This is a genomic window from Bacillus pseudomycoides DSM 12442 (assembly GCF_000161455.1).
Classification (GTDB): domain Bacteria; phylum Bacillota; class Bacilli; order Bacillales; family Bacillaceae_G; genus Bacillus_A; species Bacillus_A pseudomycoides.
Genome location: NZ_CM000745.1, coordinates 4,125,067 through 4,145,946, shown reverse-complemented (window position 1 = coordinate 4,145,946; position 20,880 = coordinate 4,125,067). Strand labels below are relative to the sequence as shown.

Annotated in this window: 22 protein-coding genes and 1 riboswitch; of the genes, 7 read left to right on the top strand and 15 right to left on the bottom strand. The window is 35.5% G+C overall.

The window, feature by feature from the left end:
* Positions 1 to 101: 101 nt before the first annotated feature.
* A complete protein-coding gene (locus BPMYX0001_RS21130) occupies positions 102 to 1,283 on the bottom strand; it encodes a galactokinase (RefSeq protein WP_006096351.1) in 1,182 nt (393 codons plus the stop codon).
* A 782-nt stretch (positions 1,284 to 2,065) separates the two neighbouring features.
* Positions 2,066 to 2,539, bottom strand: coding sequence for an S-ribosylhomocysteine lyase LuxS (gene luxS, locus BPMYX0001_RS21125; protein ID WP_003201393.1), 474 nt, complete (start codon positions 2,537 to 2,539; stop codon positions 2,066 to 2,068).
* A 129-nt stretch (positions 2,540 to 2,668) separates the two neighbouring features.
* On the opposite strand from luxS, the gene yidD reads away from it, so the two are divergent.
* Positions 2,669 to 2,899: a membrane protein insertion efficiency factor YidD gene (yidD, locus tag BPMYX0001_RS21120; RefSeq protein ID WP_018764610.1), complete on the top strand. Its 231-nt coding sequence runs from the start codon at positions 2,669 to 2,671 to the stop codon at positions 2,897 to 2,899.
* Here the strand turns inward: yidD and BPMYX0001_RS21115 are convergent.
* Positions 2,896 to 3,459, bottom strand: coding sequence for a beta-class carbonic anhydrase (locus BPMYX0001_RS21115; RefSeq protein WP_003201390.1), 564 nt, complete (start codon positions 3,457 to 3,459; stop codon positions 2,896 to 2,898). The genes yidD and BPMYX0001_RS21115 overlap by 4 nt on opposite strands.
* A gap of 224 nt (positions 3,460 to 3,683) precedes the next feature.
* Here BPMYX0001_RS21115 and cydA point away from each other — a divergent pair, with 224 nt between their 5' ends.
* The gene (gene cydA / locus BPMYX0001_RS21110; RefSeq protein WP_033799188.1) at positions 3,684 to 5,030 is read left to right on the top strand and encodes a cytochrome ubiquinol oxidase subunit I; all 1,347 of its coding nucleotides are present in this window, start codon (positions 3,684 to 3,686) and stop codon (positions 5,028 to 5,030) included.
* Entirely contained in the window at positions 5,020 to 6,048 is a 1,029-nt protein-coding gene (gene cydB, locus BPMYX0001_RS21105; protein WP_033799187.1) for a cytochrome d ubiquinol oxidase subunit II, read from the top strand. The genes cydA and cydB overlap by 11 nt, the downstream gene beginning before the upstream one ends.
* A 44-nt stretch (positions 6,049 to 6,092) precedes the next feature.
* Here cydB and BPMYX0001_RS21100 read toward each other — a convergent pair whose 3' ends face one another.
* The gene (locus tag BPMYX0001_RS21100) at positions 6,093 to 6,326 is read right to left on the bottom strand and encodes a spore germination protein (protein ID WP_006096347.1); all 234 of its coding nucleotides are present in this window, start codon (positions 6,324 to 6,326) and stop codon (positions 6,093 to 6,095) included.
* 180 nt (positions 6,327 to 6,506) lie between these two features.
* Between BPMYX0001_RS21100 and BPMYX0001_RS21095 the strand changes: the two genes are divergently transcribed.
* Positions 6,507 to 7,535: a YdcF family protein gene (locus tag BPMYX0001_RS21095; protein ID WP_006096346.1), complete on the top strand. Its 1,029-nt coding sequence runs from the start codon at positions 6,507 to 6,509 to the stop codon at positions 7,533 to 7,535.
* 205 nt (positions 7,536 to 7,740) lie between these two features.
* Here BPMYX0001_RS21095 and BPMYX0001_RS21090 read toward each other — a convergent pair whose 3' ends face one another.
* Positions 7,741 to 8,604, bottom strand: a complete 864-nt coding sequence (locus BPMYX0001_RS21090; protein WP_006096345.1) for a LysR family transcriptional regulator — start codon at positions 8,602 to 8,604, stop codon at positions 7,741 to 7,743.
* Between the two features lie 99 nt (positions 8,605 to 8,703).
* Between BPMYX0001_RS21090 and BPMYX0001_RS21085 the strand changes: the two genes are divergently transcribed.
* Positions 8,704 to 9,849, top strand: a complete 1,146-nt coding sequence (locus BPMYX0001_RS21085; protein ID WP_033799185.1) for an MFS transporter — start codon at positions 8,704 to 8,706, stop codon at positions 9,847 to 9,849.
* A gap of 220 nt (positions 9,850 to 10,069) precedes the next feature.
* On the opposite strand, the gene BPMYX0001_RS21080 is transcribed toward BPMYX0001_RS21085, so the two are convergent.
* The 4 genes from BPMYX0001_RS21080 to BPMYX0001_RS21065 all read right to left on the bottom strand — a co-directional run bounded on the left by BPMYX0001_RS21080 (position 10,070) and on the right by BPMYX0001_RS21065 (position 12,732).
* Positions 10,070 to 10,879, bottom strand: a complete 810-nt coding sequence (locus BPMYX0001_RS21080) for a DUF4247 domain-containing protein (RefSeq protein WP_033799184.1) — start codon at positions 10,877 to 10,879, stop codon at positions 10,070 to 10,072.
* Between the two features lie 13 nt (positions 10,880 to 10,892).
* Positions 10,893 to 11,399: a DUF4178 domain-containing protein gene (locus tag BPMYX0001_RS21075; RefSeq protein ID WP_006096342.1), complete on the bottom strand. Its 507-nt coding sequence runs from the start codon at positions 11,397 to 11,399 to the stop codon at positions 10,893 to 10,895.
* Between the two features lie 22 nt (positions 11,400 to 11,421).
* Positions 11,422 to 11,826: a DUF350 domain-containing protein gene (locus BPMYX0001_RS21070; protein ID WP_003201367.1), complete on the bottom strand. Its 405-nt coding sequence runs from the start codon at positions 11,824 to 11,826 to the stop codon at positions 11,422 to 11,424.
* A 240-nt stretch (positions 11,827 to 12,066) separates the two neighbouring features.
* Positions 12,067 to 12,732, bottom strand: a complete 666-nt coding sequence (locus BPMYX0001_RS21065; RefSeq protein ID WP_003201365.1) for a PspA/IM30 family protein — start codon at positions 12,730 to 12,732, stop codon at positions 12,067 to 12,069.
* Between the two features lie 382 nt (positions 12,733 to 13,114).
* Here BPMYX0001_RS21065 and BPMYX0001_RS33290 point away from each other — a divergent pair, with 382 nt between their 5' ends.
* Positions 13,115 to 13,420 (top strand): hypothetical protein, encoded by a 306-nt coding sequence (locus BPMYX0001_RS33290; protein WP_018764617.1) that lies wholly within the window; start codon positions 13,115 to 13,117, stop codon positions 13,418 to 13,420.
* A 502-nt stretch (positions 13,421 to 13,922) separates the two neighbouring features.
* Here the strand turns inward: BPMYX0001_RS33290 and BPMYX0001_RS21055 are convergent.
* From BPMYX0001_RS21055 to BPMYX0001_RS21045, 3 genes are read right to left on the bottom strand one after another with little or no spacing between them, the layout of a single operon-like run.
* A complete protein-coding gene (locus BPMYX0001_RS21055; protein ID WP_003201403.1) occupies positions 13,923 to 14,090 on the bottom strand; it encodes a FeoB-associated Cys-rich membrane protein in 168 nt (55 codons plus the stop codon).
* A gap of 16 nt (positions 14,091 to 14,106) precedes the next feature.
* Positions 14,107 to 16,095, bottom strand: coding sequence for a ferrous iron transport protein B (gene feoB, locus BPMYX0001_RS21050; RefSeq protein WP_033799183.1), 1,989 nt, complete (start codon positions 16,093 to 16,095; stop codon positions 14,107 to 14,109).
* On the bottom strand, positions 16,092 to 16,319 hold the full coding sequence (locus tag BPMYX0001_RS21045; protein ID WP_003208854.1) for a FeoA family protein: 228 nt from the start codon (positions 16,317 to 16,319) through the stop codon (positions 16,092 to 16,094). The genes feoB and BPMYX0001_RS21045 overlap by 4 nt, the downstream gene beginning before the upstream one ends.
* 360 nt (positions 16,320 to 16,679) lie before the next feature.
* Positions 16,680 to 16,781: riboswitch (TPP riboswitch) on the top strand.
* 94 nt (positions 16,782 to 16,875) lie between these two features.
* On the opposite strand from BPMYX0001_RS21045, the gene thiT reads away from it, so the two are divergent.
* A complete protein-coding gene (thiT, locus tag BPMYX0001_RS21040) occupies positions 16,876 to 17,544 on the top strand; it encodes an energy-coupled thiamine transporter ThiT (RefSeq protein ID WP_033799182.1) in 669 nt (222 codons plus the stop codon).
* A 158-nt stretch (positions 17,545 to 17,702) separates the two neighbouring features.
* Here the strand turns inward: thiT and BPMYX0001_RS21035 are convergent, their stop codons facing one another.
* Genes BPMYX0001_RS21035 through BPMYX0001_RS21025 form a run of 3 tightly spaced genes read right to left on the bottom strand, consistent with a single transcriptional unit; the run spans position 17,703 to position 20,862 of the window.
* Positions 17,703 to 19,502, bottom strand: a complete 1,800-nt coding sequence (locus BPMYX0001_RS21035; RefSeq protein ID WP_033799181.1) for a sensor histidine kinase — start codon at positions 19,500 to 19,502, stop codon at positions 17,703 to 17,705.
* Positions 19,499 to 20,188, bottom strand: coding sequence for a response regulator transcription factor (locus tag BPMYX0001_RS21030; RefSeq protein WP_006096337.1), 690 nt, complete (start codon positions 20,186 to 20,188; stop codon positions 19,499 to 19,501). The genes BPMYX0001_RS21035 and BPMYX0001_RS21030 overlap by 4 nt, the downstream gene beginning before the upstream one ends.
* 53 nt (positions 20,189 to 20,241) lie before the next feature.
* The gene (locus BPMYX0001_RS21025; RefSeq protein WP_033799180.1) at positions 20,242 to 20,862 is read right to left on the bottom strand and encodes a class D sortase; all 621 of its coding nucleotides are present in this window, start codon (positions 20,860 to 20,862) and stop codon (positions 20,242 to 20,244) included.
* Between the last annotated feature and the right edge of the window lie 18 nt (positions 20,863 to 20,880).

Below are 20,880 nucleotides of genomic sequence, written 5' to 3'. Positions count from 1 at the left end.
TATAAAGAGAAATAAAATCGTTATACATTAGCTGTAACTACTACATTGAAGTTTGCTCTATTAATTGCTATACAAGCACAGGAACTAATGTAATATGCCATTTATTGCATGGCCTCTTTTTGTAATTCTCTTGCCCCATCCCCAATCTCGGCAACATAAAATGTCGCTTCGTAACCGATGGTGTCTCTATATTTTTGTCCAACGTTACAAATAAATTGATCCGTATATTCTTTCTCAACGATCACAATCGCACAGCCACCAAACCCTGCACCTGTCATACGTGCTCCTATAACCCCTTCTTGTTTCCAAGCTGATTCAACCAATGTATCTAGTTCTCGTCCTGTCACTTCATAATCATCACGTAAAGAACAATGAGATTCATTCATCAATCTTCCAAATTCTTTTATATTATTTTCTTTTAACTCTTTTACAGATTGCAATGTTCGACAGTTTTCATACACAACATGTTTAGCCCGTTTTCTTAAGCTATCTTCCTTAATTACATGCTTATATTGTTCAAACATTTTTTCAGTTAGTTCTCCTAAGGAGCTTATATCAATTACCTCTTGCAATTTTGCAAGTGCCTGTTCACATTCCATTCTTCTCTCATTATACTTAGAAGCAGTAAGCTCTCGACGCTTGTTCGTATTCATAATAATGATATTGTAGTTATCCAACTGCAATGGCGCATACGTAAAATTCAGTGTTTGACAATTCAACAACATCCCATATCTTGCTTTTCCCATCCCAATAGCAAATTGATCCATAATACCACTATTTACACCGATAAAATAATTCTCCACCTTTTTACCAATTTTAACTAATTCTATACGATCTAATTCAAATTGGAATAATCCTTCCATCGTTACTCCTGTTACAAGCTCAATAGAGGCAGATGATGACAATCCCGCACCATTTGGAATATTTCCATAAAACATAATGTTAATTCCTGAATCAATGCTATATCCAGCTTCTATGAGATAACGAATCATACCTTTTGGATAATTCGCCCAATCATGTTCTTGCTTATAATCTAATTCTTGTAAAGAAAATGAAATAACACCCTTTTCGGGGAAGTTCAATGAATAGGCACATATTAACGCATCATCTCGTTTACTTGCTAACGCATAAGTGCCGAAAGTAATGGCACATGGAAACACATTTCCTCCGTTATAATCAGTATGTTCTCCAATCAAATTAATCCGACCAGGAGCAAAGAAAGTACGATACTCCTCTTGGTGAAATATTTTCTTAAAACTCTCCATTAACTGGTTATGTATCATCTAAGATCCTCCTCATGCTATTTATCCCGCATTAACGGGCAGTAAGACCCCCACCTCAAATTTCAGCAAGAGCAAAGAAGTTAAGTCGGGAATCAACTACCCGTAAAAGCCCGATTGGTGAGGGCTAATAATCAGTGGGGGATGAAGAACCTCCCCAATGATTAAAGTTTCACTTTATACTGAATTTCCTTTATCCCATACACAACTCGGCTTCTAAATCTGGTTTACTGTCCATTAAACTATGAAATCTATAATGCCCACTATCCCCCATCTTCGCACGAGTTGTTTTCCTTCCTAACTTCGAGTTCATTCCACTAAAAAATAAAGTCATATTATCTTTTTACTAAAAAAATTCAAAAAAGTCAAAATATTTTTAGTGAAAAACATTGTCATATCACTATATATTTTAGTAAAAAATACTACACCTTTTTACTTCATATTTTAAACTGGACTGAAAAATATACATAGGAGACCACGAAAGAAAATCTAACTAAAAACCACGCTCTCTGTTTTTCAGAAAAACGATCATTTAACTGCTAATCCATTATCTAATTTTATTAATGATGCTGGAGTGATTAAAGAGGCTTATTTTTATTCGATTAAAGTGAAAACAAAGTATATTTTCTTAATTTGATTTGACAGTAAAAGTTAAATATGATGATTCAAGCCCTCATAATTGGTTTAATCGCGCAGAAAACCCTCTAAATTTTTATTTATTAACTCCTCTAAGATGTTCTTTAAACTATAAAAAGCTGCCTTTTCACAGGCAGCTTTTTCATCTATTAACCAAATACTTTCTCAAGATCATCTTTATCTTGGCTTAACCAGAAATTCATTAAGCGTTTTGCTCCTTCTAAATCATGAAGCTTCGCTTGACCACACTGCGTTTCGTTTGCAGCTGGAATTTCTGTAATTTGAACCGCATCTTTTAATGTAAGTTCTAATAAATCAATGACTTCACGAACAGTTGGTGTCCCGCTTACAACAAGATAATATCCTGTTTGGCAACCCATTGGTGAAATATCGATAATGTCAAAATGCGGATAACGATCAATATATTTACGTAAATTAAACGCTAATAAATGTTCTAACGTATGAATAACATCTGGCTTCATCGCTTGTTTATTCGGTTGGCAAAAACGAATATCGAATTTATTAACAATACCGTCACTACCTACTTTATGAACACCACAATGTCTTACATAAGGTGCCTTTACAATCGTATGATCTAATTCAAAGCTTTCTACTGATGGCATAAAACATCTCTCCCGCTTTAATTTTAATTCCGTTATATCCAATATGATATAACGGAAATTCAAATTAGTAAAGTATTATGTATAGCCCGTGCTATAATACTAGAAGAATATGCTGGAAAGGAGACCGTTATGAAACAGATTTTTATCGGAATCATACGCTTTTATCAAAAATTTATTTCTCCGATGACACCACCTACATGTCGCTTTTATCCAACATGCTCCCATTATGGATTAGAGGCGTTTCAAAAACACGGTGCTTTCAAAGGTTTTTGGCTCACACTAAAACGTATTTTAAAATGTCACCCTTTTCATCCAGGAGGATTTGACCCCGTCCCGGACAAAAAAGAAAAAAGAAATTAAGCTTCGTAGCCATTCACAACAAGATCTAATTTTCCTGTATCAGGATGAATAACAAGACCGTGGACAGGCACTTCTGCTGGAAGTAATGGATGGTTACGAAGTACAGAAACGCTATGTTCTACACTTTCTTCTACGCTAGAGAATCCTTGTAAGAATCTCTCTAAATCGATTCCAGAATAACGAAGTGTATCTAATTTCTCTTCTGTCACGCCGCGCTCTCTCATTTTTTCAATTGTGCTGCTCGCCTGTATTTTTGCCATACCACAATCATGGTGACCAACAACACATACTTCATCTGCGCCAAGCTCATATACAGCAACTAAAATACTACGCATAATACTTCCAAATGGATGGGAAATAACAGCACCCGCTACTTTAATAATTTTCACATCACCATTACGCATATTCATTGCTTTTGGTAATAATTCAACGAGACGTGTATCCATACAAGAAATGATTACCATTTTTTTATTCGGGAATTTTCCTGCCTCATACTCTTCATATTTTTTCTCTTCAACGAATTTTTCATTATACTGCAAAATCTCTTCTAATGACTTCATAGTAAATAGCCCCTCTTTTCTTTCATTTAAACTACATACTAAGTGTACCAAAATCAAAAAAATACCAAAAGGATATTACTTTATTGCAAATATATAATTTTTCAGACAACCGACATAATTTCTTCATAATATACACACAGCTCTGTAACAACTCTCCCATACTTTACTCACGTTTCCACTATAAACTAAATGTAGATAATGTTAAAAAGGAGTGAATCTTTATTATGTCCGACGTTCTGTTACTGAGTCGTTTTCAATTTGCAATTACTATTTTTTATCACTTTTTGTTTGTACCTTTGACAATCGGACTTGTTATTTTAGTAGCGTGTATGGAAACACAATATGCACGTACATTAAATCCCACTTATCGAAAAATGGCGAATTTCTGGGGTAAGCTATTTACGATTAACTTCGTAATGGGGATTATAACCGGTATTACGATGGAGTTCCAATTTGGGACAAACTGGTCTGAGTACTCAAAATATATGGGGGATATTTTCGGATCACCACTCGCAATCGAAGCACTTGTTGCTTTCTTCTTAGAATCTACTTTCATGGGAATTTGGTTATTCGGTAAAGATAAAATCTCACCAAAGTTCCGTGCTTTTTGTATGTGGATGGTTGCACTTGGAACAAATATTTCCGCGCTTTGGATTATTACAGCAAACGGCTTTATGCAAAACCCTGTTGGCTACGTGGTGCGTAATGGCCGCGCTGAGTTAAATGATTTCTGGGCACTTGTTACAAATCCATATGCATGGCATATGTTCTTCCATACAGTTGTTGGCTGTTATATTGTTGGTTCTTTCTTCGTTATGGCAATCAGTGCCTATCATTTATTACGTAAAAACGATGTGGAGTTCTTTAAAAAATCATTTAAATTTGGTTTAGTTTTAGGATTATTTGCGGCAACTGCAACACCTTTCATCGGTCACCAATCCGGCGCTTTCGCTGCAAAAATGCAACCTGCAAAAGGGGCTGCAATGGAAGCAGTTTGGGAAACTGGTAAAGGTCAAGGCTTCTCAATCATCCAAATTCCCGATGTGAAGAATGAGAAGAACTTTGAATTATTAACAATTCCAAAACTCGGCAGCTTCTTCTATACAAACTCATTTGATGGAGAAATTGTCGGTTTGAAAGATATCCCGAAAGAAGATCGTCCGAACGTAAACCTTGTTTACTATAGCTTCCGTTTAATGGTTGCACTTGGCGTATTCTTCATGGCATTAACTTGGTTTGGTTTCTATTTAAACCGAAAAGGAAAACTAGAAAACTCAAAACGTTTCTTAAAAATTACAATGTGGTCTGTATTACTTCCATATGTTGCGATTAATGCTGGATGGATTGTTGCTGAAGCAGGTCGTCAGCCATGGACAGTATATAAATTGATGCGCACAGCTGAATCTGTCTCACCAATTTCCGTTCCACAAATTTGGTTCTCGTTAATTAGTTTAGTATTGTTCTACACATTGCTTTTAATTGCCGATGTATATCTCATGCTGAAGTTCGCAAAAAAAGGACCTGCAGCATTAGAAGAGCCTACTCAGGGAGGTGCAGCTCATGTCTCATGATATGCTTGCAGTCATTTGGTTCGGTTTATGGGGCGTAATTTGGACAGTTTACTTTATTCTTGATGGTTATGCACTTGGTAACGGGATGATTTTCCCGTTCGTTACCAAGGACCGGAAGGAACGAAATCAAATGCAAGAAGCAATTGGCCCGTTCTGGGGTGGTAACGAAGTATGGTTAATTACAGCAGGCGGTGCAACCTTCGCCGCCTTCCCGATCACATATGCGAATATGTTTAGCTACTTATATACACCACTATTTTTAGTATTACTTGCCCTTTTTGCTCGTGCAGCAGGGCTTGAATTTATGCATAAAGATGACTCACCAATTTGGCAAAGCATTTGTAAATGGGCGTTTGCAATTGGTAGCTTTCTTATCGCCTTCTTATTCGGTGTTACATTTGCTAACCTTTACTACGGTCTGCAAATCGGAAAAGACGGCTACGAAGGAACATTATTCAGCTTATTAAACCATTACGGTATTTTAGGCGGGCTCTTCTTCACCGCAATCTTTGTCGTATCCGGTGCACTTTGGGTTATGATTAAAACAACTGGTGAAGTATCAGATCGTGCTTATAAAATTGCAAAACCATTTTCAATGGCAGCTGCGATTATTCTTGCGATTTTCTATGTAGCTACTGCAAACCGTACAAACTTATTCCAAAACTTTACGGAATATCCTGTACTGTTCATTCTTCCGTTACTAGCAATGTTAATGAGTGTCTTAGCAATCATTATGGTTTACAAACATAAAATTGGTTTTGCATTTACATTTGTATGCTTAACAATTGCTATGTTTATGACAACTGGCTTTGCAGGCATGTTCCCAAGAATGTTGCCATCACGCATTAACGATGCATATAGTACAACGTTATACCAAGCAGCAGGCAGTGAACTAAACTTAAAAATTATGTTCTTCGTCGCAATGGTAATGGTACCAATCGTTATCGGATATCAATTATGGAGCTACACGATTTTCAAAGAAAAAATTCATAAAGACTCTGCAAAAGGATATCATTAGAATGAAAAAGGCACTCGCTACAGAGTGTCTTTTTCATTTCAAGCTTATAGTGTAGATTGTATTATTTGATCATTCACATCATTGTCATACACATCTGTAGCACTAATCCCATTAAAAGCTCTCACACTAAATCCTACATTAGATGATCCAGAACCGTTATATGCTTTCGTGTTTTCAATTGGATGTACATTATATTTATCACCTAAATTAATTGAGCCATTACAGTTTTCAATAACTACACCATCAATAACAGCAGGCATCGTATCACTCACCTTCATTATGTTATTTTCAGTTTATGAAAAGAGCCTAAAAAAATAGCATGTTTACAGTAAAAAAGAAAAAGATATTCTACAACAATGTTTATAATGAATTATTTTTCAACTACGTTATTTACGAAATGTAATATATAATAAATGAGAAAATTATTCATATAAAAAAATGAGGTGTTTACAAAATTGATGTTTTTTGGAAGTATTACGCTTATTTTACTCGTTATTTTTCTATTCTTTTATTTAAGAGATCCTCGAAGTTTATTAATCGGATTTCTATTTAATTTATTCTTTTGTTCATCCCTTATCCTTTTCCTCTATTTAGGTTTCAGCTCGAATTATGCGATATTTAGATTTATTGCAATTATACCATTTATAATCATTTTCTTAATGCTAACCTTTGGCGTATTTGCTTTAATGATTGGACTATTTCTCAATGCGAGAATTTTAATGAGAAAAGAAGGACGTCGTTTATCTAACTGCTTAACTTTAATTGCTGGAATGGGCATGTTGCTTATTATGCTGTCCTTAATAGTTGATCCAACTCGATTTTTCTCTCCTCACTTCCAGCCCATTTTTACAGGAATATTTTTCATTATGGTCTATTTCTTTTTCCATATATCAACTTTCTTAACCGCTTATTTCCTGTATCAATTTAATAGACCAAGACGTAATCAAGATTTCATTATTGTTCTTGGCAGTGGGTTAATCAATGATAAAGTGCCACCACTTTTAGCAAGCCGAATTAATAAGGCGATTGATTTTTACCATAAGCAAGCTGCGGTCGCTTCTCCGCCTACAATCATTTTTTCTGGTGGACAAGGTCCAGATGAAAATCTTCCTGAAGCTGAGGCTATGCAAAAATACGCTATTGAAAAAGGCATTCCTATCGAACATACAGTGCAAGAAAATCGTTCCGTCAATACGTATCAAAACATGCTTTTCTCAAAACAAATTATGGATTCTTTAAAAGATAGGTATAAGAGCATCTTTACAACGAACAATTTTCATCTTTTCCGTGCTGGACTATATGCAAAGCAAGCTGGATTAAACAGCCAAGGAATCGGCTCAAAAACTGCTTTCTATTACTGGCCAAATGCGATGATTCGGGAGTACATTGCGATCGTTGTAATGAGTCGTAAGCGTCATACTAAGGTCGTAGGAGTTATTTTAGGATTCTCTGTTTTCTTATCAGCCCTTAGCTTTTTATTTAGTTAATTTATGTTGGAAAAGCCATCCTTATGAAAGGATGGCTTTTTTTGAAACTGATATTTTTATTACACTGTGTCGAATGGTCAATATATTGTAAAAATCGCCGATATATGAATCGTTTCCATCGATATATCTTAAAAATCGCCGATATGTGGACATGTTATACTTTCATTTCGTTTCCTCTTCTAGCCTTTTTAATTTCCATACAGTCCTAGGAACTGATCGATAATTGATTACATGCTAAAAAAGCATCAATTATCGGTGAACTTTCTTTACATGCTAAATGAATATGACGATATTGTTTCTGTTTTAATTTTTTCATTTCAATGTTTTTATGTGATTTAAAAAACAGCTCAGGCCCCATTGTAATTCCAATATTTTGCGAGACCATATTCACAATCGTTTCGCAATTTAGTACTTCTAATATAATGTTTGGACTTACTTGATAATCAGCTAAATTTTTTATCACTAATGGCTGATACGGACCTTTTGGCATAATAAAATCCATTCCATCAATTTGCTGAACATCCACTACTTTTTGATTCATCAACGAATGATTTTTCGGTAGCCCTAATACAATTTCATCTTTGCTAACTGGGATTGATTTTATTTGATTCTTTGTATTTGATTCTAATACAAATCCAATATCCACTGTACCATTCTCAATCCATTCTGCTACTTCTCCATATGTACCTTCAAATAATAAAACTTTAACACCTGAGTAACTCTTTTTAAGCTGCAATAACATAGACGGTAGTATTTGTGCCGCCGCACTCGTAAATGCCCCGATTTTGAGCGTACCTTCCAATCTCTTATTTTGTATAGACACTTCTTGTTTAATCGCCGCTTCGCTCTTTAGCACATTTTGAATATGCGGAAAAATACGATTTGCAAACTCAGTTCTTCTTATTTCAGCCTGCTTATTTCTGTGTAATAAAGGATGACCAAACTCTTTTTCTAAACTAGCAATAGCATGACTCACAGCTGATTGTGTCATGTTTAATTGCTCTGCCGCTCTAGTAAAATTCCCTAACTCTACTACCTTTTGAAAAATTTCATATCTAGCTATCGTCATGAGTTTTGTTCATACCTCCTATGTAAAATATGAATTTCACTAATTTCATTATACTCGTTACGATAAAAATAGAACACTTCATCAAAAGGAGGACTCACATTGAATAAGATTTTTTTATTAACATTTGGGATGTTCGCACTAGGAGTAGATGCTTATATAATGGCAGGAATCTTGCCTCAAATCGCCGATGATTTTCATGTTTCAATCGGGACTGCTGGGCAAACCGTAAGTATCTTCACAATTTGTTATGCCATTGCGGCACCTTTATTTGCTACATGTATGAGAAAGACGAATACAAAACATACATTATTAGCAGCATTATTCCTTTTCACAGTCTCTAACTTCCTGACTGCTGTGACTCATCATTTTATTATTCTATTAATTTCTAGAGGCCTAGCTGGCATAGGTGCTGGTCTTTATTCACCATTGGCGTCATCTGCTGCTGTTACATTAGTTTCTGAAAAAAGAAGGGGGAGAGCTTTAAGCACTGTTTTACTCGGAATGAGTGCTGGAACCGTAATTGGCGTTCCATTTGGTATATATATCGCTTCCATTTATGAATGGCGCATGGCGATGTGGTTTATCGTCACAATTGGGGCAATCGGGATATTTGCTCTCTTTACTAAATTCCCTATGATAGAATCTAGTCCTTTGCCAACATTAAAAGAACGGCTAAGTATGTTCAAAAACAAAAAGATTTCACTCGTTATGGTTATCACAATGGTATTAAGTTTTTGCAGTTTAGGTTTGTATACATACTTAGATACCATCATTACTGCATATGGATTCCAAAAATCTATCCTATTTATTTGGATGTGGGGAATTGGTGGAATTGCGGGAAGTTTTATTATCGGATTTATTATGGATTTCTATAAGAAACCAAAAATCATATTACTGTACTTAATGGGAATCATGTTTTTCTCATTTATATGTATGGGAGTTTTCCACGAAACTGCGTTATTGTTAGCCATCTGTTTAATTCTTTGGGGAAGTACAGGGTGGGCGGCACTGGCCACCCTGCAAAAAACACTCTTAGAAATTAGTCCAGATCACGCTACCATTTCAATTGCCTTACTTAGCTCTATCAATTATTTTTCCGGTTCCATCGGGACAATGACAAACGGAATATTTTTAGAAAAAGGAATAGAACCTATCACTTTGCCTTATATAATAGCTGGTATATTACTTTTAGCCATAGGAGGACAAATCCTTTTTATCGGTAAAAAAAATTGTAAAAGTACGTAAATCTCACTAAATCATTATTTAAAACAATAAGCCTCTATCTTCTTCTTTTAACACGCTATCCGAAAGAATTCTCCTTCCTCAAGCGTGTGTAGGGCGATAGCCCGACGCTAGGTGGGAGTATTACTGCCTGCGAATAGCGGGATAAATAATTATATTTGTATCATAGTGCTCGAAAAAAAGCCCAAGAAGCATTTCATTCACTTCTTGAGCTTTTTTATGTTTATCTTCTCTTCGTAATCTTCCCAGATCCGCCAACCCGTGTTTTAGGGGGAGACGTATTCTTCGGCGGGCTTTTAATCGAAGATTTCGGCTTCACATCTGAACCACTAGAACCGCCCGGTGATTTAATAATCTTTCCTTTATTCTCAGTAGACGGTGGTACAGTTTTCGTCTCTTTATCTGTAATGCTTCCTTTATCGCCTACGGATGTCTTTTGATCTACTTTATCACTTCTCTTAATAATAGAACCCTTACCTTGCTTTGTAATAGGCGGTGGTGTCTTCTTCTCTCCTTTTGTAGGCGGTCTTTCTGGAATAACCGGTTTATGATTTTTCCGATCTGTATATCCACGGTAATCGCCATGATACGATTTACGCGAATCAAATATATCGTCTAATATACTTGCTAAAATATAACCTTGTAAGAAAGATGGCTGATAATTTTGACGGACAAACTCTTTGTTACTTATCTCAACTAATGTATCCGATGGTTTCTCTTTGTCTTTCTGAATGTTGTATATTTTATCAGAATACACAAGGAACATCTGATTTTCATCTTCTTTAGACGCTTGTTTTGGTTCCTTTTCATCAATCAGCTCCTTTGCCACCTCTGGAACTGATCGATTGGCGGCCCTATACACATATGATTCTTGCTTGCCGTCTTTTGCAACTGATTCTAATGGGTAACGATCTTGAATCGATTTTTCATTTTGACACCCCGATAAAGCAAAACCAGCAATTACAAGTAACGTAACAATGGCAAAGATAGGGATTATGAATGATTTAATCATGGTAAACAATCGGTTTGACATGATTACCTCCCCCTTACGTTGCCCTTATAATTTGTACATCAGCAGAAAGAATCGATTCTCCCTCATACATCATTGTACGGCCATCTTGCCACTCAATGCGAAGTAGCTTCCGGTTGTCAGATTGGAACTCCCATACGTGTTGTTCATCAGATATTGCAAATGGCGTTTTCCCCATCACAACAACACGTCCGTTATATTGCTCTTCCATATGATACTCGATATCATCCATTTCAATCGTTGTTGGAATCTCATTTATAGAATCTAAACGACCATCAATTGGTGCATATAGTTTATAATAGGTGCTTTCACGATTTTCAATTTTCAAATAGCGAATGGTCTTCCCGTCCTGCAATGTTAAAATAATTTCATTCCGAGAATGCATACTTGTTTTTCCAATCATTTCGTACATCACTAATGAAACTTCGATCATATCACCAGGCGTTAACGTTAATAGGCTTTTTTCTGGCTTAACGGGCTCCGGACTTTTCATTATATTTTTAATTCGTTTGAATAAACTCATAATCTATCCCCTCCTTTTCTCGTTATAGACAAGCTGCTAAAATGAGGGCCCCGACAACATGTAACGAACCAGCTAATAAAGCGTGTGCAACATTCCCTTGTTTCGTTCCCCCTTCTAAATCTAAACCAGCCACTTTTTTCAAAATGAGTTCGATAAACATTTCTACAACTAACAAAATAACGAATGAAACTGCCGATGCAAGCAGTGCTTGCCATAAATCATTTGCTTTCGTAATCGACTGTGACAGAATATATCCTTGCGCAAATAACTTCATAATAAAGCGCGTTGTCACAGCAATATTCCCTTTTTTAATTTCTGCCAAATCGTTATATTTTGTAAAGATAGAATCAACCCACATAAGTACAAATAAAAGAACAGCGCTTGCTCCTGTCCATACAAGCATGGCTAACACATTCATCCATGTCATGGTGAAACCTCCTCTAGAGAATAATAGAAAACCGACATGATTGATTTTCATGACATGTCGGTTCCTTTATCTTCTATATATCCATTTTGATTTTCCAACACATAAACCGCGGCTATGAAAACAAAAACAGGTCTCCTCTTTTTGTTTTCACGCGGCATGGGGCGAAAAAGGGCACTGACCGCTCCTATGCACAGACGGATCCTCTCTCCAACCTAAAAAGAAAAGTTTTTCATTTTTATATTATTTCTCATACTGTTTCATAATACGTGCTAGTTCATCATCCACAGCTGAGTTTTTATTTAAAGCCGCAAATTCATCATCTAACGACTTTTCTTTTTTATAAATTTCACCGCTTGCTTCTGCTTCAGCCTCTAATTGAAGAGCTTTTTCTTCCATACGGCTTAAACCAGCTTTTGCTGTATTTGCATCAAATCCAGACATTGCTTGATTAATATTCTTTTGTGCTTTCGCTGCGTTCACACGCGCCACAAGTGTTTCACGTTTATTTCTCAGTTCAGTTAATTGTTTGCGCATTTCTTCCAATTTCGCACGAAGATTATCAGCTGCTGCTTTATTTTGCTCATAGCTCGCTTTGTATTCATTCATCTTTTGCTCTGCATTTTGTTTTTCTTCTAAAGCACGGCGCGCAAGATCAATATTATTTGCTTGAACAGCCATATGTGCTTGTTCTTCACGTTTCTTTACAAGTGCTTCTTGTTCTTCAAACAATAATTTAAACTTTTTCTCAAGCGCAATTTGAGCTGCTACACTCTTCTCAGCTTCTTGTACATCCTCTTGCATATCGCGTAAATATTGATCCGTCATCTTAACTGGATCTTCTGCCTTTTCAATTAATGCATACACATTTGACATCGTTAAATCTCTTAATCGTTTAAAAACAGACATTTAAACTCCTCCTATAAACTGCTTCATATTTCAAATTCAATACCTGGAAAACTAAAAATTCTTCCTCTACAGTAAGAATATTCATTTTTAAAGCCTATGTGTACATTATATCAAAACTAAAATGTCCTTACATGTTATTTCTTGAATATGCAAACTATAATATGACATTCCCTTCTCAACATTGACCTCATATCAAATCCTTTGATATCCTCAAAATCAATTATTCAAACCACTATAAATAAAGAAGTCAAAACAAAAAGGCACATCTGATTGATATACAATCAATTCGAAGCAATTCCCAGCACCCTAAGGACTATCCAAAATAATAATGACTCATACTAAAAATAGATATAGATGCTTAGATGAAATGGGTGATATGTATATGCCGATGGAACAAGAGGTTAGAGAGTATTTAGTTACAGGTTCCTATCTTGTAGTTATTGTTTCTTTAATACTTCTAATATATTGGTTCATTAAGTACAAAGAAAAAAATATCATCTGGTTTATTGCACACTTCTTAACCCTTTCTTTAAGCTTATTCCTCCTGATAACCCTCCTAATTGGACCTAACTTTTCTAACTACAATATGGCATCAGAAGAAAATTCACTTCAATTAGCCTTATCAGGAATCACTTGGGTAGTAAGTATTCTTTTCCTGTTAAAAGGAATTTCGGAGTTTATTAAATAAAACGTTCGTAATACAAATAACATCTAATCAAAAAAGGTTATGTTTTTAGTTGCCATTTCTCACATTTTTAACTCTTTTCACTAAATTACATCATTGTAATGTTACTGTAAGCTAATTCGATAGGTAGAAGGGCGTTATTCTTATAAAATGAAATCAGAAGTCGAGGTTAAAACCAAAAACACTTTTGCTTCTCTAAATTTTAAAAACAATACATTTGTATTTACTATTATATAAAAAGGAGACAGGAAAAATGAAAAAATTAGTAGGAATCGGGTTAGACGCATCACAACTTGTGAAAATTAAATAGCAAATCATAAAGTGAAACTTTAGTCAGTGGGGGTTTTCTCCATCCCCCACTGATTATTAGCCCTCACCAATCGGGCTTTTACGGACAGTTCATCTCCCACCTAACTTCTTTGCTTTCGCTGAATTTTGAGGTGGGAGTGTTACTGTCCGTTAATGCGGGATAAAAAAAGCTTTGCGAAATCCGCAAAGCTTTTTTCTACTTATTAACGACTTGCTCCATATCAGGACTACAACTATTTGACTGACATGATTTATTTAAGGAACATGCTGCGCATTTCCCTTTTTTACTTCTCTTCACGAAATTGAATAATGTATATCCTGCATAACCAAAAATGATAGCTCCAATTACAATATTGACCATCATTATGATACATCTCCTTCTAGAATCCGAGTAAGGATCCGACTTGGTATATAACGAATGTTAATACATAAGCCACTATAAGTGGATAAACAACAGAGAAAATTGTCCACTTGACAGATCCTGTTTCACGACGAATAACAGCTACTGTCGCCAAACATGGAACATATAATAAAATGAAGAACATAAACGCATATGCTGATAATGCAGTATAGTGCGCTCCCATTACATTTCCTAATACATCTTCTTTCACCGCATAAATAATGGCCATTGTAGAAACAACAACTTCTTTTGCTAAAAATCCTGTTAATAATGATGCCGCTGCTTGCCACGTTCCAAAACCGAGCGGTGCTAAAATTGGTGCCACGAACCCACCAATCATTGCTAAGAAACTATCCCCCATATCTACGCCAAATCCAGATGGACCAGCATAGTTAAGTAACCAGATAACAACAGATCCCCCAAAGATAAATGTACCAGCTTTACGTACGAAACCTTTTCCTTTTTCCCACGTACTAAGCCACAATGTTTTTGCTTGTGGTACACGATAAGGCGGAAGCTCAATAACGAAAATAGATTTTTCTTCTTTTAAAACAGTAAGAGACATTACTTTTGTAACGAGTAAAGCAAGTACAATACCTGCAATGTATAAAGAGAACACAACAGTCGCTTGACTATTCGGGAAAAAGACTCCCGCAAATAATGCATATACAGGTAAACGCGCTGAACAAGACATAAATGGTGTTACTAAAACGGTAAGTAATCTTTCTTTTTCCTGCTCAATCGTTCTCGCTGCCATAATCCCAGGAACGTTACAACCAAAACCGATAATCATAGGAATAAATGCTTTTCCGTTTAAACCAAAGAATTCCATAATACGGTCCATTACAACTGCAATGCGGGCCATATACCCTGAGTCTTCTAATAACGAAATAAAGAAGAACAATGCAAAAATTTGTGGAACGAATACTAATACCGCACCAACGCCGGCAATAATCCCCTCTGTAACGAGCGCTTGAATAAACTCAGAGGCACCAATGTTTGTTAAACCTGCCGTTACCCAATCCGTAAACTGCCCACCAAGAAATTCATCAAGCATATCTGATAAAGGCGTACCGATCCACGTAAACGTAACCTGAAAAATAAAAAACATAACTGCTAAAAAGATTGGAAGTCCTAAAATTTTATGTGTAATTAACTTATCAATTTTTTCTGAAAAGGGAATCTTTCCTTCCTTTTCATGCTGAATGACATTTGTTTTTAACTTTTCAATATACGCTGCACGTGTCCGGTAAATATGCTGTTCTAGCGTACTATCAAGTTTCGCTTCTAATTTAGAACGAATTGCTACAAGCTTTTCATAAACAGGCAATCTTTTAACTTCTTGTTCTACTACTTCGTTATTACTTAAAAATTGAAGTGTAAGCCATCTAGGATGCTCATAATTTGCTTGAGTTAAAAGATCCATGATTTCTTCAATACCTGCATCTACTTCTTTACCATAAGAAAGAATGAAAGACTTTTTCTCTTTCTTCTCGTTCTCATGAAGAGTAGCCAGTAATTCTTCACAACCTTTACCACTTCTCGCAACAACAGGAACGACCGTTACTCCTAATACTTCTGACAATCTGTTCGCATTAATAACAATTCCGCGTTGCTTCGCAACATCAATCATATTTAAACCGATAGAAACTGGTTTACCAAACTCTAGTAGTTGCAATGTTAAATGCATATTGCGCTCAAATTGAGAAGAGTCAACAATATTTAGCATATGATGAAATTCTTCTGTTAGTAGAAACTTTGTAACGACACCTTCATCACGAGAAACAGGATTTAAATCATATATACCTGGTAAATCAATTAATGTCCCTTGCTTCCCCTTTAACTTACCAACCTTCTTTTCTACTGTTACTCCGCTCCAGTTTCCTACATATTCATACGAACCCGTCAGCGCATTAAATAATGATGTTTTCCCTGTATTCGGGTTCCCTAGCAATGCAACCTTATTCACGCTAATTCCACCTTTATCATTTTCGCGTCACAATGACGAATACTAATTAATTGTCCACGGCACTCTAATGTACACGGCCCTTTAAACATCGCTTTTTGTTTCATACGAAGTTCACTTCCTTCTGAAAGACCAAAAGCAGCTAATCTCCGCTTTAATAATTTATCTAACGTTTGTAAATTTTTAACTAATACTTTTTCACCTATTTTAATATCAACTAAGCTCATAATCTTCCCCCTCGAAAGAGAATGATAATTATTTTCAAGAAAATTATATCACATTCTATGAATCAAGTACTATATATTTTTTCTTCCTATTTATTAACATTTCGGGAGAATTATATATATCCATGTTGATTTGCTGGCATATAAGTCGCTGCTATGAAAACAAAAGGAGATCTCCACTCGTTTTCTCCTTTTGCTTTCACTTGGCGTGGAGCAGGAAGAGGGTCTGACCGCTTCTATCCATGGCCGAATCCTCTCTTCCACCTAGAAAGAAGGTTTTTATGCCGTTTCAATTTGTATTTATATATTCATTTGCCATTCTCATCCATTTCAATTACAATAAACCTAACAAATAAAGAATCTCGTTATCACAGGGGGAGCTTTGCTGCTGAGAGGGAACACTTCGTTCCGACCCTTAGAACCTGTTAGTTAATGCTAACGTAGGAATTGTGCAAACGTTGAACTTGAAATACCTCATTCTTTTTCTACTTACGTATTTCATATCTCCCTATGATAAGTATTCTTTTTTGTGCAACTTGGATTTAGGGGGATTAACAACATGCGTAACACCAATTTACAAGCGATGATTGAATCTGCAATCCTTGCAGCCTTCGCCTTGATCATCGACATTTTACCACTATCAATTAAACTTCCAACAGGCGGTTCTGTTTCATTTGCAATGATTCCTATTTTTATTATCGCTTACCGCTGGGGCTTTAAAACTGCTTTCTTAGGAGGACTCATTTGGGGTCTACTACAAATTGTAGTCGGCGATGTTTACATTTTAACGCCAGTTCAAGCGTTTATTGAGTACTTCGTTGCATTTGCTTTTATCGGTTTTGCTGGTTTATTCTATCGTCCAATTCAAAAGGCACTTGCGAACAACCAACATACATCTAACGTACAATCCGACATTGGTAGCCGCAAAGATAAACCTTCATCAAAAAGCGGGCAAGGGAAAAAGGCGCTTTTTTATATTATCCTTGCTACATTTGTTGGTAGCTTTGCCCGTTATTTCTGTCACTTTATTGCTGGTGTTATCTTCTTTGGGAAGTACGCACCACCAGGACAGTCAGCTGTTCTTTATTCATTGATCGTGAATGGTAGTACAATGCTCGGTTCATTTGCATTATGCACAGTATTACTACTACTCCTGTTTTCAACTTCACCACGCTTATTTAAAAGTATTGGTGCGCATAATATAAATTTTAAAAATAAGAGTGCCTAAATGGCAGTCTTATTTTTTATCATTTTAACCGAGAAGATCCCCTCCTCTAAACGAAGTGAAGGTGGGGGTCTTACTGCCCGTTAATACGGGATAAAAACCAAAAGGCCTTTCTCTACTGAGAAAGACCTTTTTCATTCTGTGTATTTAGACAAATCCTACTACACTTTTTTATTTAAATAGAAGTAAAACAACACACCATCTGCTGTATTATTTACACCATACTCTACGCCATGAAGTTCCAAAATATTTTTGGAAATAGCAAGTCCGAGTCCCGTTCCACCGTTTGAACGTTGACGAGCTGTATCTATACGGTAAAAACGGTCCCATATTTTATCTAATTGTTCTTCTTCAATATGAGTGCCTTTATTTTCTATACAAATCTTTATTTGATTTAGCTCATCTATTGTAGAAATAATAATATCCTCTTTTTCAGGTGTATAACGGATTGCATTCGTAATGAAATTGACAATTACTTGCTCAATGCGATGTTGATTTGCAACAACTTGAGCTGGAGATATGTGTTTGTGAATATGAAGTTGTTTCTTCTCTATTTCTAATGATAGTTGTCCACATATATGCTCAATGACCTCATCAATATGAAAAGTATCCATCTGCATTTTATACGTGCCAGATTCAAATTTAGCTAACTCCAGCATGTCCAAAATTAACATATCCATCTTATCCACTTCTTTTTCCATTGCCTGAAAATAATATTCTTTCTTATGTTCGGCTACCCCATCTTTTAGAATCGAAATACAGCTTTTCATAATACTTAGTGGTGTTTTCAATTCATGTGAGACACCTGAAATAAATTCTTTTCTCGTATTTTCTAGCTTTCTTTCTTTTTCAATATCTTGTTCTAATTGTTCAATATGTGTGTGCAATGTATTTGATAATATATTAATGTTGTTAGATAAATCGCCAATCTCATCTTTTGAAGTAATTGGGATTCTTTCCGAAAAATCTAAATGTGCAATTTTTTTCGTTGTATCATTAATTCGTAATAGCGGTTTTGCAATTTGTTTTGAGTAATAAAAAGATGCCAACAAGGTAAGTACTAGCACAAATGCAATAATATATACATAATAATCCTTTACCATTTGCACTGCTTCATCTACGGGCTGCAAGGACGCCATCGCGAATATATATGTTAAAGAGCCATCCTTTTCCTTTATCGGTTTGATTAATAATTTATATTTTATATCATTTTTTTCATAGTCATTTATTCTTAAGGCATCATTGTTATCTTTATTTTCATTTAACAGTAAGTCCGCTTGAAATTCTTTTATACTCTCCAAGAACAAAGTGTTTTTATAAAGTGGATTCACTATCCCTTTACTATCAGGTAGTTGCACTTTTGTAACAGTTCCCCCAAAACCAGTACTAGGAACTTGAGCAGCACTTTTCTTTTCCTCTTTCACCTTAGGAGCTATTTCATTTATTTTCTTATCTAATGGCTTGTTGGACCAATTTATACCCTTACTTAAATTTAATACAGCAGGAACAACTGTAGAATCTCTAACCATCCCATAAACTGAAATTTGCAACCCTGAAAAATACGGCATTTTTTCATTTTCAATCTCTTCTATCCCCATAAGATAATAGAGAGGGATTGTAAGGTTTGTTTTTCCAAGTTCCTTCTGCGATAGCCGATCCAGCTTTACTTCTAAATAAAAATCAGTCGCATGTTTTAAATTTCCATCACTATCTAATGCTGTAATCCATGTATTATTTTCTCTATAAAAATCTTGTTCCAGTTTCTGAATTGCTTCTGTGTTACCATCACTATTCAAATACTCTCTCTCAAAGGAGCTTATATTTGTTTGAATATCATTTACTTTTCTGTTGGCATAATATTGTTTGAAAAATATCGTTTGTCCAATAAAAATCGTCGCTAAAATCAACATGCATAGTGCTGTTGTAAGAATAAATAATTTGAGTACAATCCCTTTTCTCATACATTCCCCTCAAATTTATACCCCATCCGAACAACAGTCGTAATGTACTTTGCTTTATCTCCTAATTTATTTCGTAAATTACGGATATGACTATTCACTGTCCGGTCATCACCAGCAAATTCATATCCCCAAATTCTTGAAATCAATTGCTCTCTTGTCAAAACAATCCATTGATTCTGCATAAAATAGGTCAATATCTCAAACTCTGTATGTGTTAAATTAATGTCCACTCCCTCTATCGTAACGATACGTGATGGGAAATGAACACAAATTCCATGAATAGATAGCGTATCATCTTCATTACTTGGAGATTTACTTGTAAGTATTCGACTTTCAAGTAATCGCTTTGCCCTCGCTAGTAAAATAGGCGGACTATATGGCTTCGTTACATAATCATCCGCTCCTAACTCAAATCCAAGTAACGTATCGTCTTCATCCACACGTGCCGTGAGCATAATAATCGGCACTTGAGACGTTTTACGGATTCTTCGGCAAACAGACCAACCATCCAATTCCGGTAACATGATATCAAGAATAACTAAATGAACCTCTTCTTCTTCAAACAAGGATAAAGCTTCTTTCCCATCTCTTGCCTCAAGTACTTTATATTGTTCATTTAGAAAATAATCTTTCAATATTTCGCGTAAAATATCTTCATCCTCAACAATTAAAATTGTTTTTGTCATATTCCCTTCCCCCTTCTCTCATTCTAAATAGCTAAAGACAGAGTACTATACTCTCATTTTGAATCAGTAGAAATCAATTTCGCTTCAATAATATATCGATCTGGTGCATCACCTATATAATCAAATGGATAGCACGTCGTCAGCGTTAATGTTGGTTCTTCTTTCTTTACTATGACTGTGCGATCATCCGCATGTGTAATCCACATTTTTTGAATTTCATAAGTATAAATCTTATTATCGTATTCCACAATGAGGTTATCTTTTTCTTTAAGCTCTCCTAGCTCTGTAAATACAGTATCGCGATGTCCACTCAGTACAGTGTGTCCTCCTTCAGATGGAGCTGTTGTCATATCACTAACAAACATACCTACCCCTTTTTTCAATGTGGTATCACTTGCCCCCCAATATATAGAGAACTTCTTCTTTATTTTTGGGATATTTAACATCGCTACTTTCTCTCCTTCTTTATATTGCATTTGAGAAGAAGGTACTTGAGAATTCACAGATGTTTCAGTGGAATGCCCTTTTAATTCTATTTTTTCAAAATGCTTTATCTCTTCTGTCGTTAAATCTTGTGCGGAACTTTTTCCTTTATACCATTCAAAAAAATAATACGTCCCCATAAGAATACCGACTATCATGAAAGCAAATCCAATACGATTTATAAGTCTCACTTTAATCCCTCCATGCAA

Bases quoted from the DNA above. Each gene is read 5' to 3' on its own strand.
- BPMYX0001_RS21130 (WP_006096351.1), bottom strand. From the start codon at position 1,283: ATGATACATAACCAGTTAATGGAGAGTTTTAAGAAAATATTTCACCAA.
- luxS (WP_003201393.1), bottom strand. From the start codon at position 2,539: ATGCCATCAGTAGAAAGCTTTGAATTAGATCATACGATTGTAAAGGCA.
- yidD (WP_018764610.1), top strand. From the start codon at position 2,669: ATGAAACAGATTTTTATCGGAATCATACGCTTTTATCAAAAATTTATT.
- BPMYX0001_RS21115 (WP_003201390.1), bottom strand. From the start codon at position 3,459: ATGAAGTCATTAGAAGAGATTTTGCAGTATAATGAAAAATTCGTTGAA.
- cydA (WP_033799188.1), top strand. From the start codon at position 3,684: ATGTCCGACGTTCTGTTACTGAGTCGTTTTCAATTTGCAATTACTATT.
- cydB (WP_033799187.1), top strand. From the start codon at position 5,020: ATGTCTCATGATATGCTTGCAGTCATTTGGTTCGGTTTATGGGGCGTA.
- BPMYX0001_RS21100 (WP_006096347.1), bottom strand. From the start codon at position 6,326: ATGAAGGTGAGTGATACGATGCCTGCTGTTATTGATGGTGTAGTTATT.
- BPMYX0001_RS21095 (WP_006096346.1), top strand. From the start codon at position 6,507: ATGTTTTTTGGAAGTATTACGCTTATTTTACTCGTTATTTTTCTATTC.
- BPMYX0001_RS21090 (WP_006096345.1), bottom strand. From the start codon at position 8,604: ATGACGATAGCTAGATATGAAATTTTTCAAAAGGTAGTAGAGTTAGGG.
- BPMYX0001_RS21080 (WP_033799184.1), bottom strand. From the start codon at position 10,879: ATGTCAAACCGATTGTTTACCATGATTAAATCATTCATAATCCCTATC.
- BPMYX0001_RS21075 (WP_006096342.1), bottom strand. From the start codon at position 11,399: ATGAGTTTATTCAAACGAATTAAAAATATAATGAAAAGTCCGGAGCCC.
- BPMYX0001_RS21070 (WP_003201367.1), bottom strand. From the start codon at position 11,826: ATGACATGGATGAATGTGTTAGCCATGCTTGTATGGACAGGAGCAAGC.
- BPMYX0001_RS21065 (WP_003201365.1), bottom strand. From the start codon at position 12,732: ATGTCTGTTTTTAAACGATTAAGAGATTTAACGATGTCAAATGTGTAT.
- BPMYX0001_RS33290 (WP_018764617.1), top strand. From the start codon at position 13,115: ATGCCGATGGAACAAGAGGTTAGAGAGTATTTAGTTACAGGTTCCTAT.
- BPMYX0001_RS21055 (WP_003201403.1), bottom strand. From the start codon at position 14,090: ATGATGGTCAATATTGTAATTGGAGCTATCATTTTTGGTTATGCAGGA.
- BPMYX0001_RS21045 (WP_003208854.1), bottom strand. From the start codon at position 16,319: ATGAGCTTAGTTGATATTAAAATAGGTGAAAAAGTATTAGTTAAAAAT.
- thiT (WP_033799182.1), top strand. From the start codon at position 16,876: ATGCGTAACACCAATTTACAAGCGATGATTGAATCTGCAATCCTTGCA.
- BPMYX0001_RS21035 (WP_033799181.1), bottom strand. From the start codon at position 19,502: ATGAGAAAAGGGATTGTACTCAAATTATTTATTCTTACAACAGCACTA.
- BPMYX0001_RS21030 (WP_006096337.1), bottom strand. From the start codon at position 20,188: ATGACAAAAACAATTTTAATTGTTGAGGATGAAGATATTTTACGCGAA.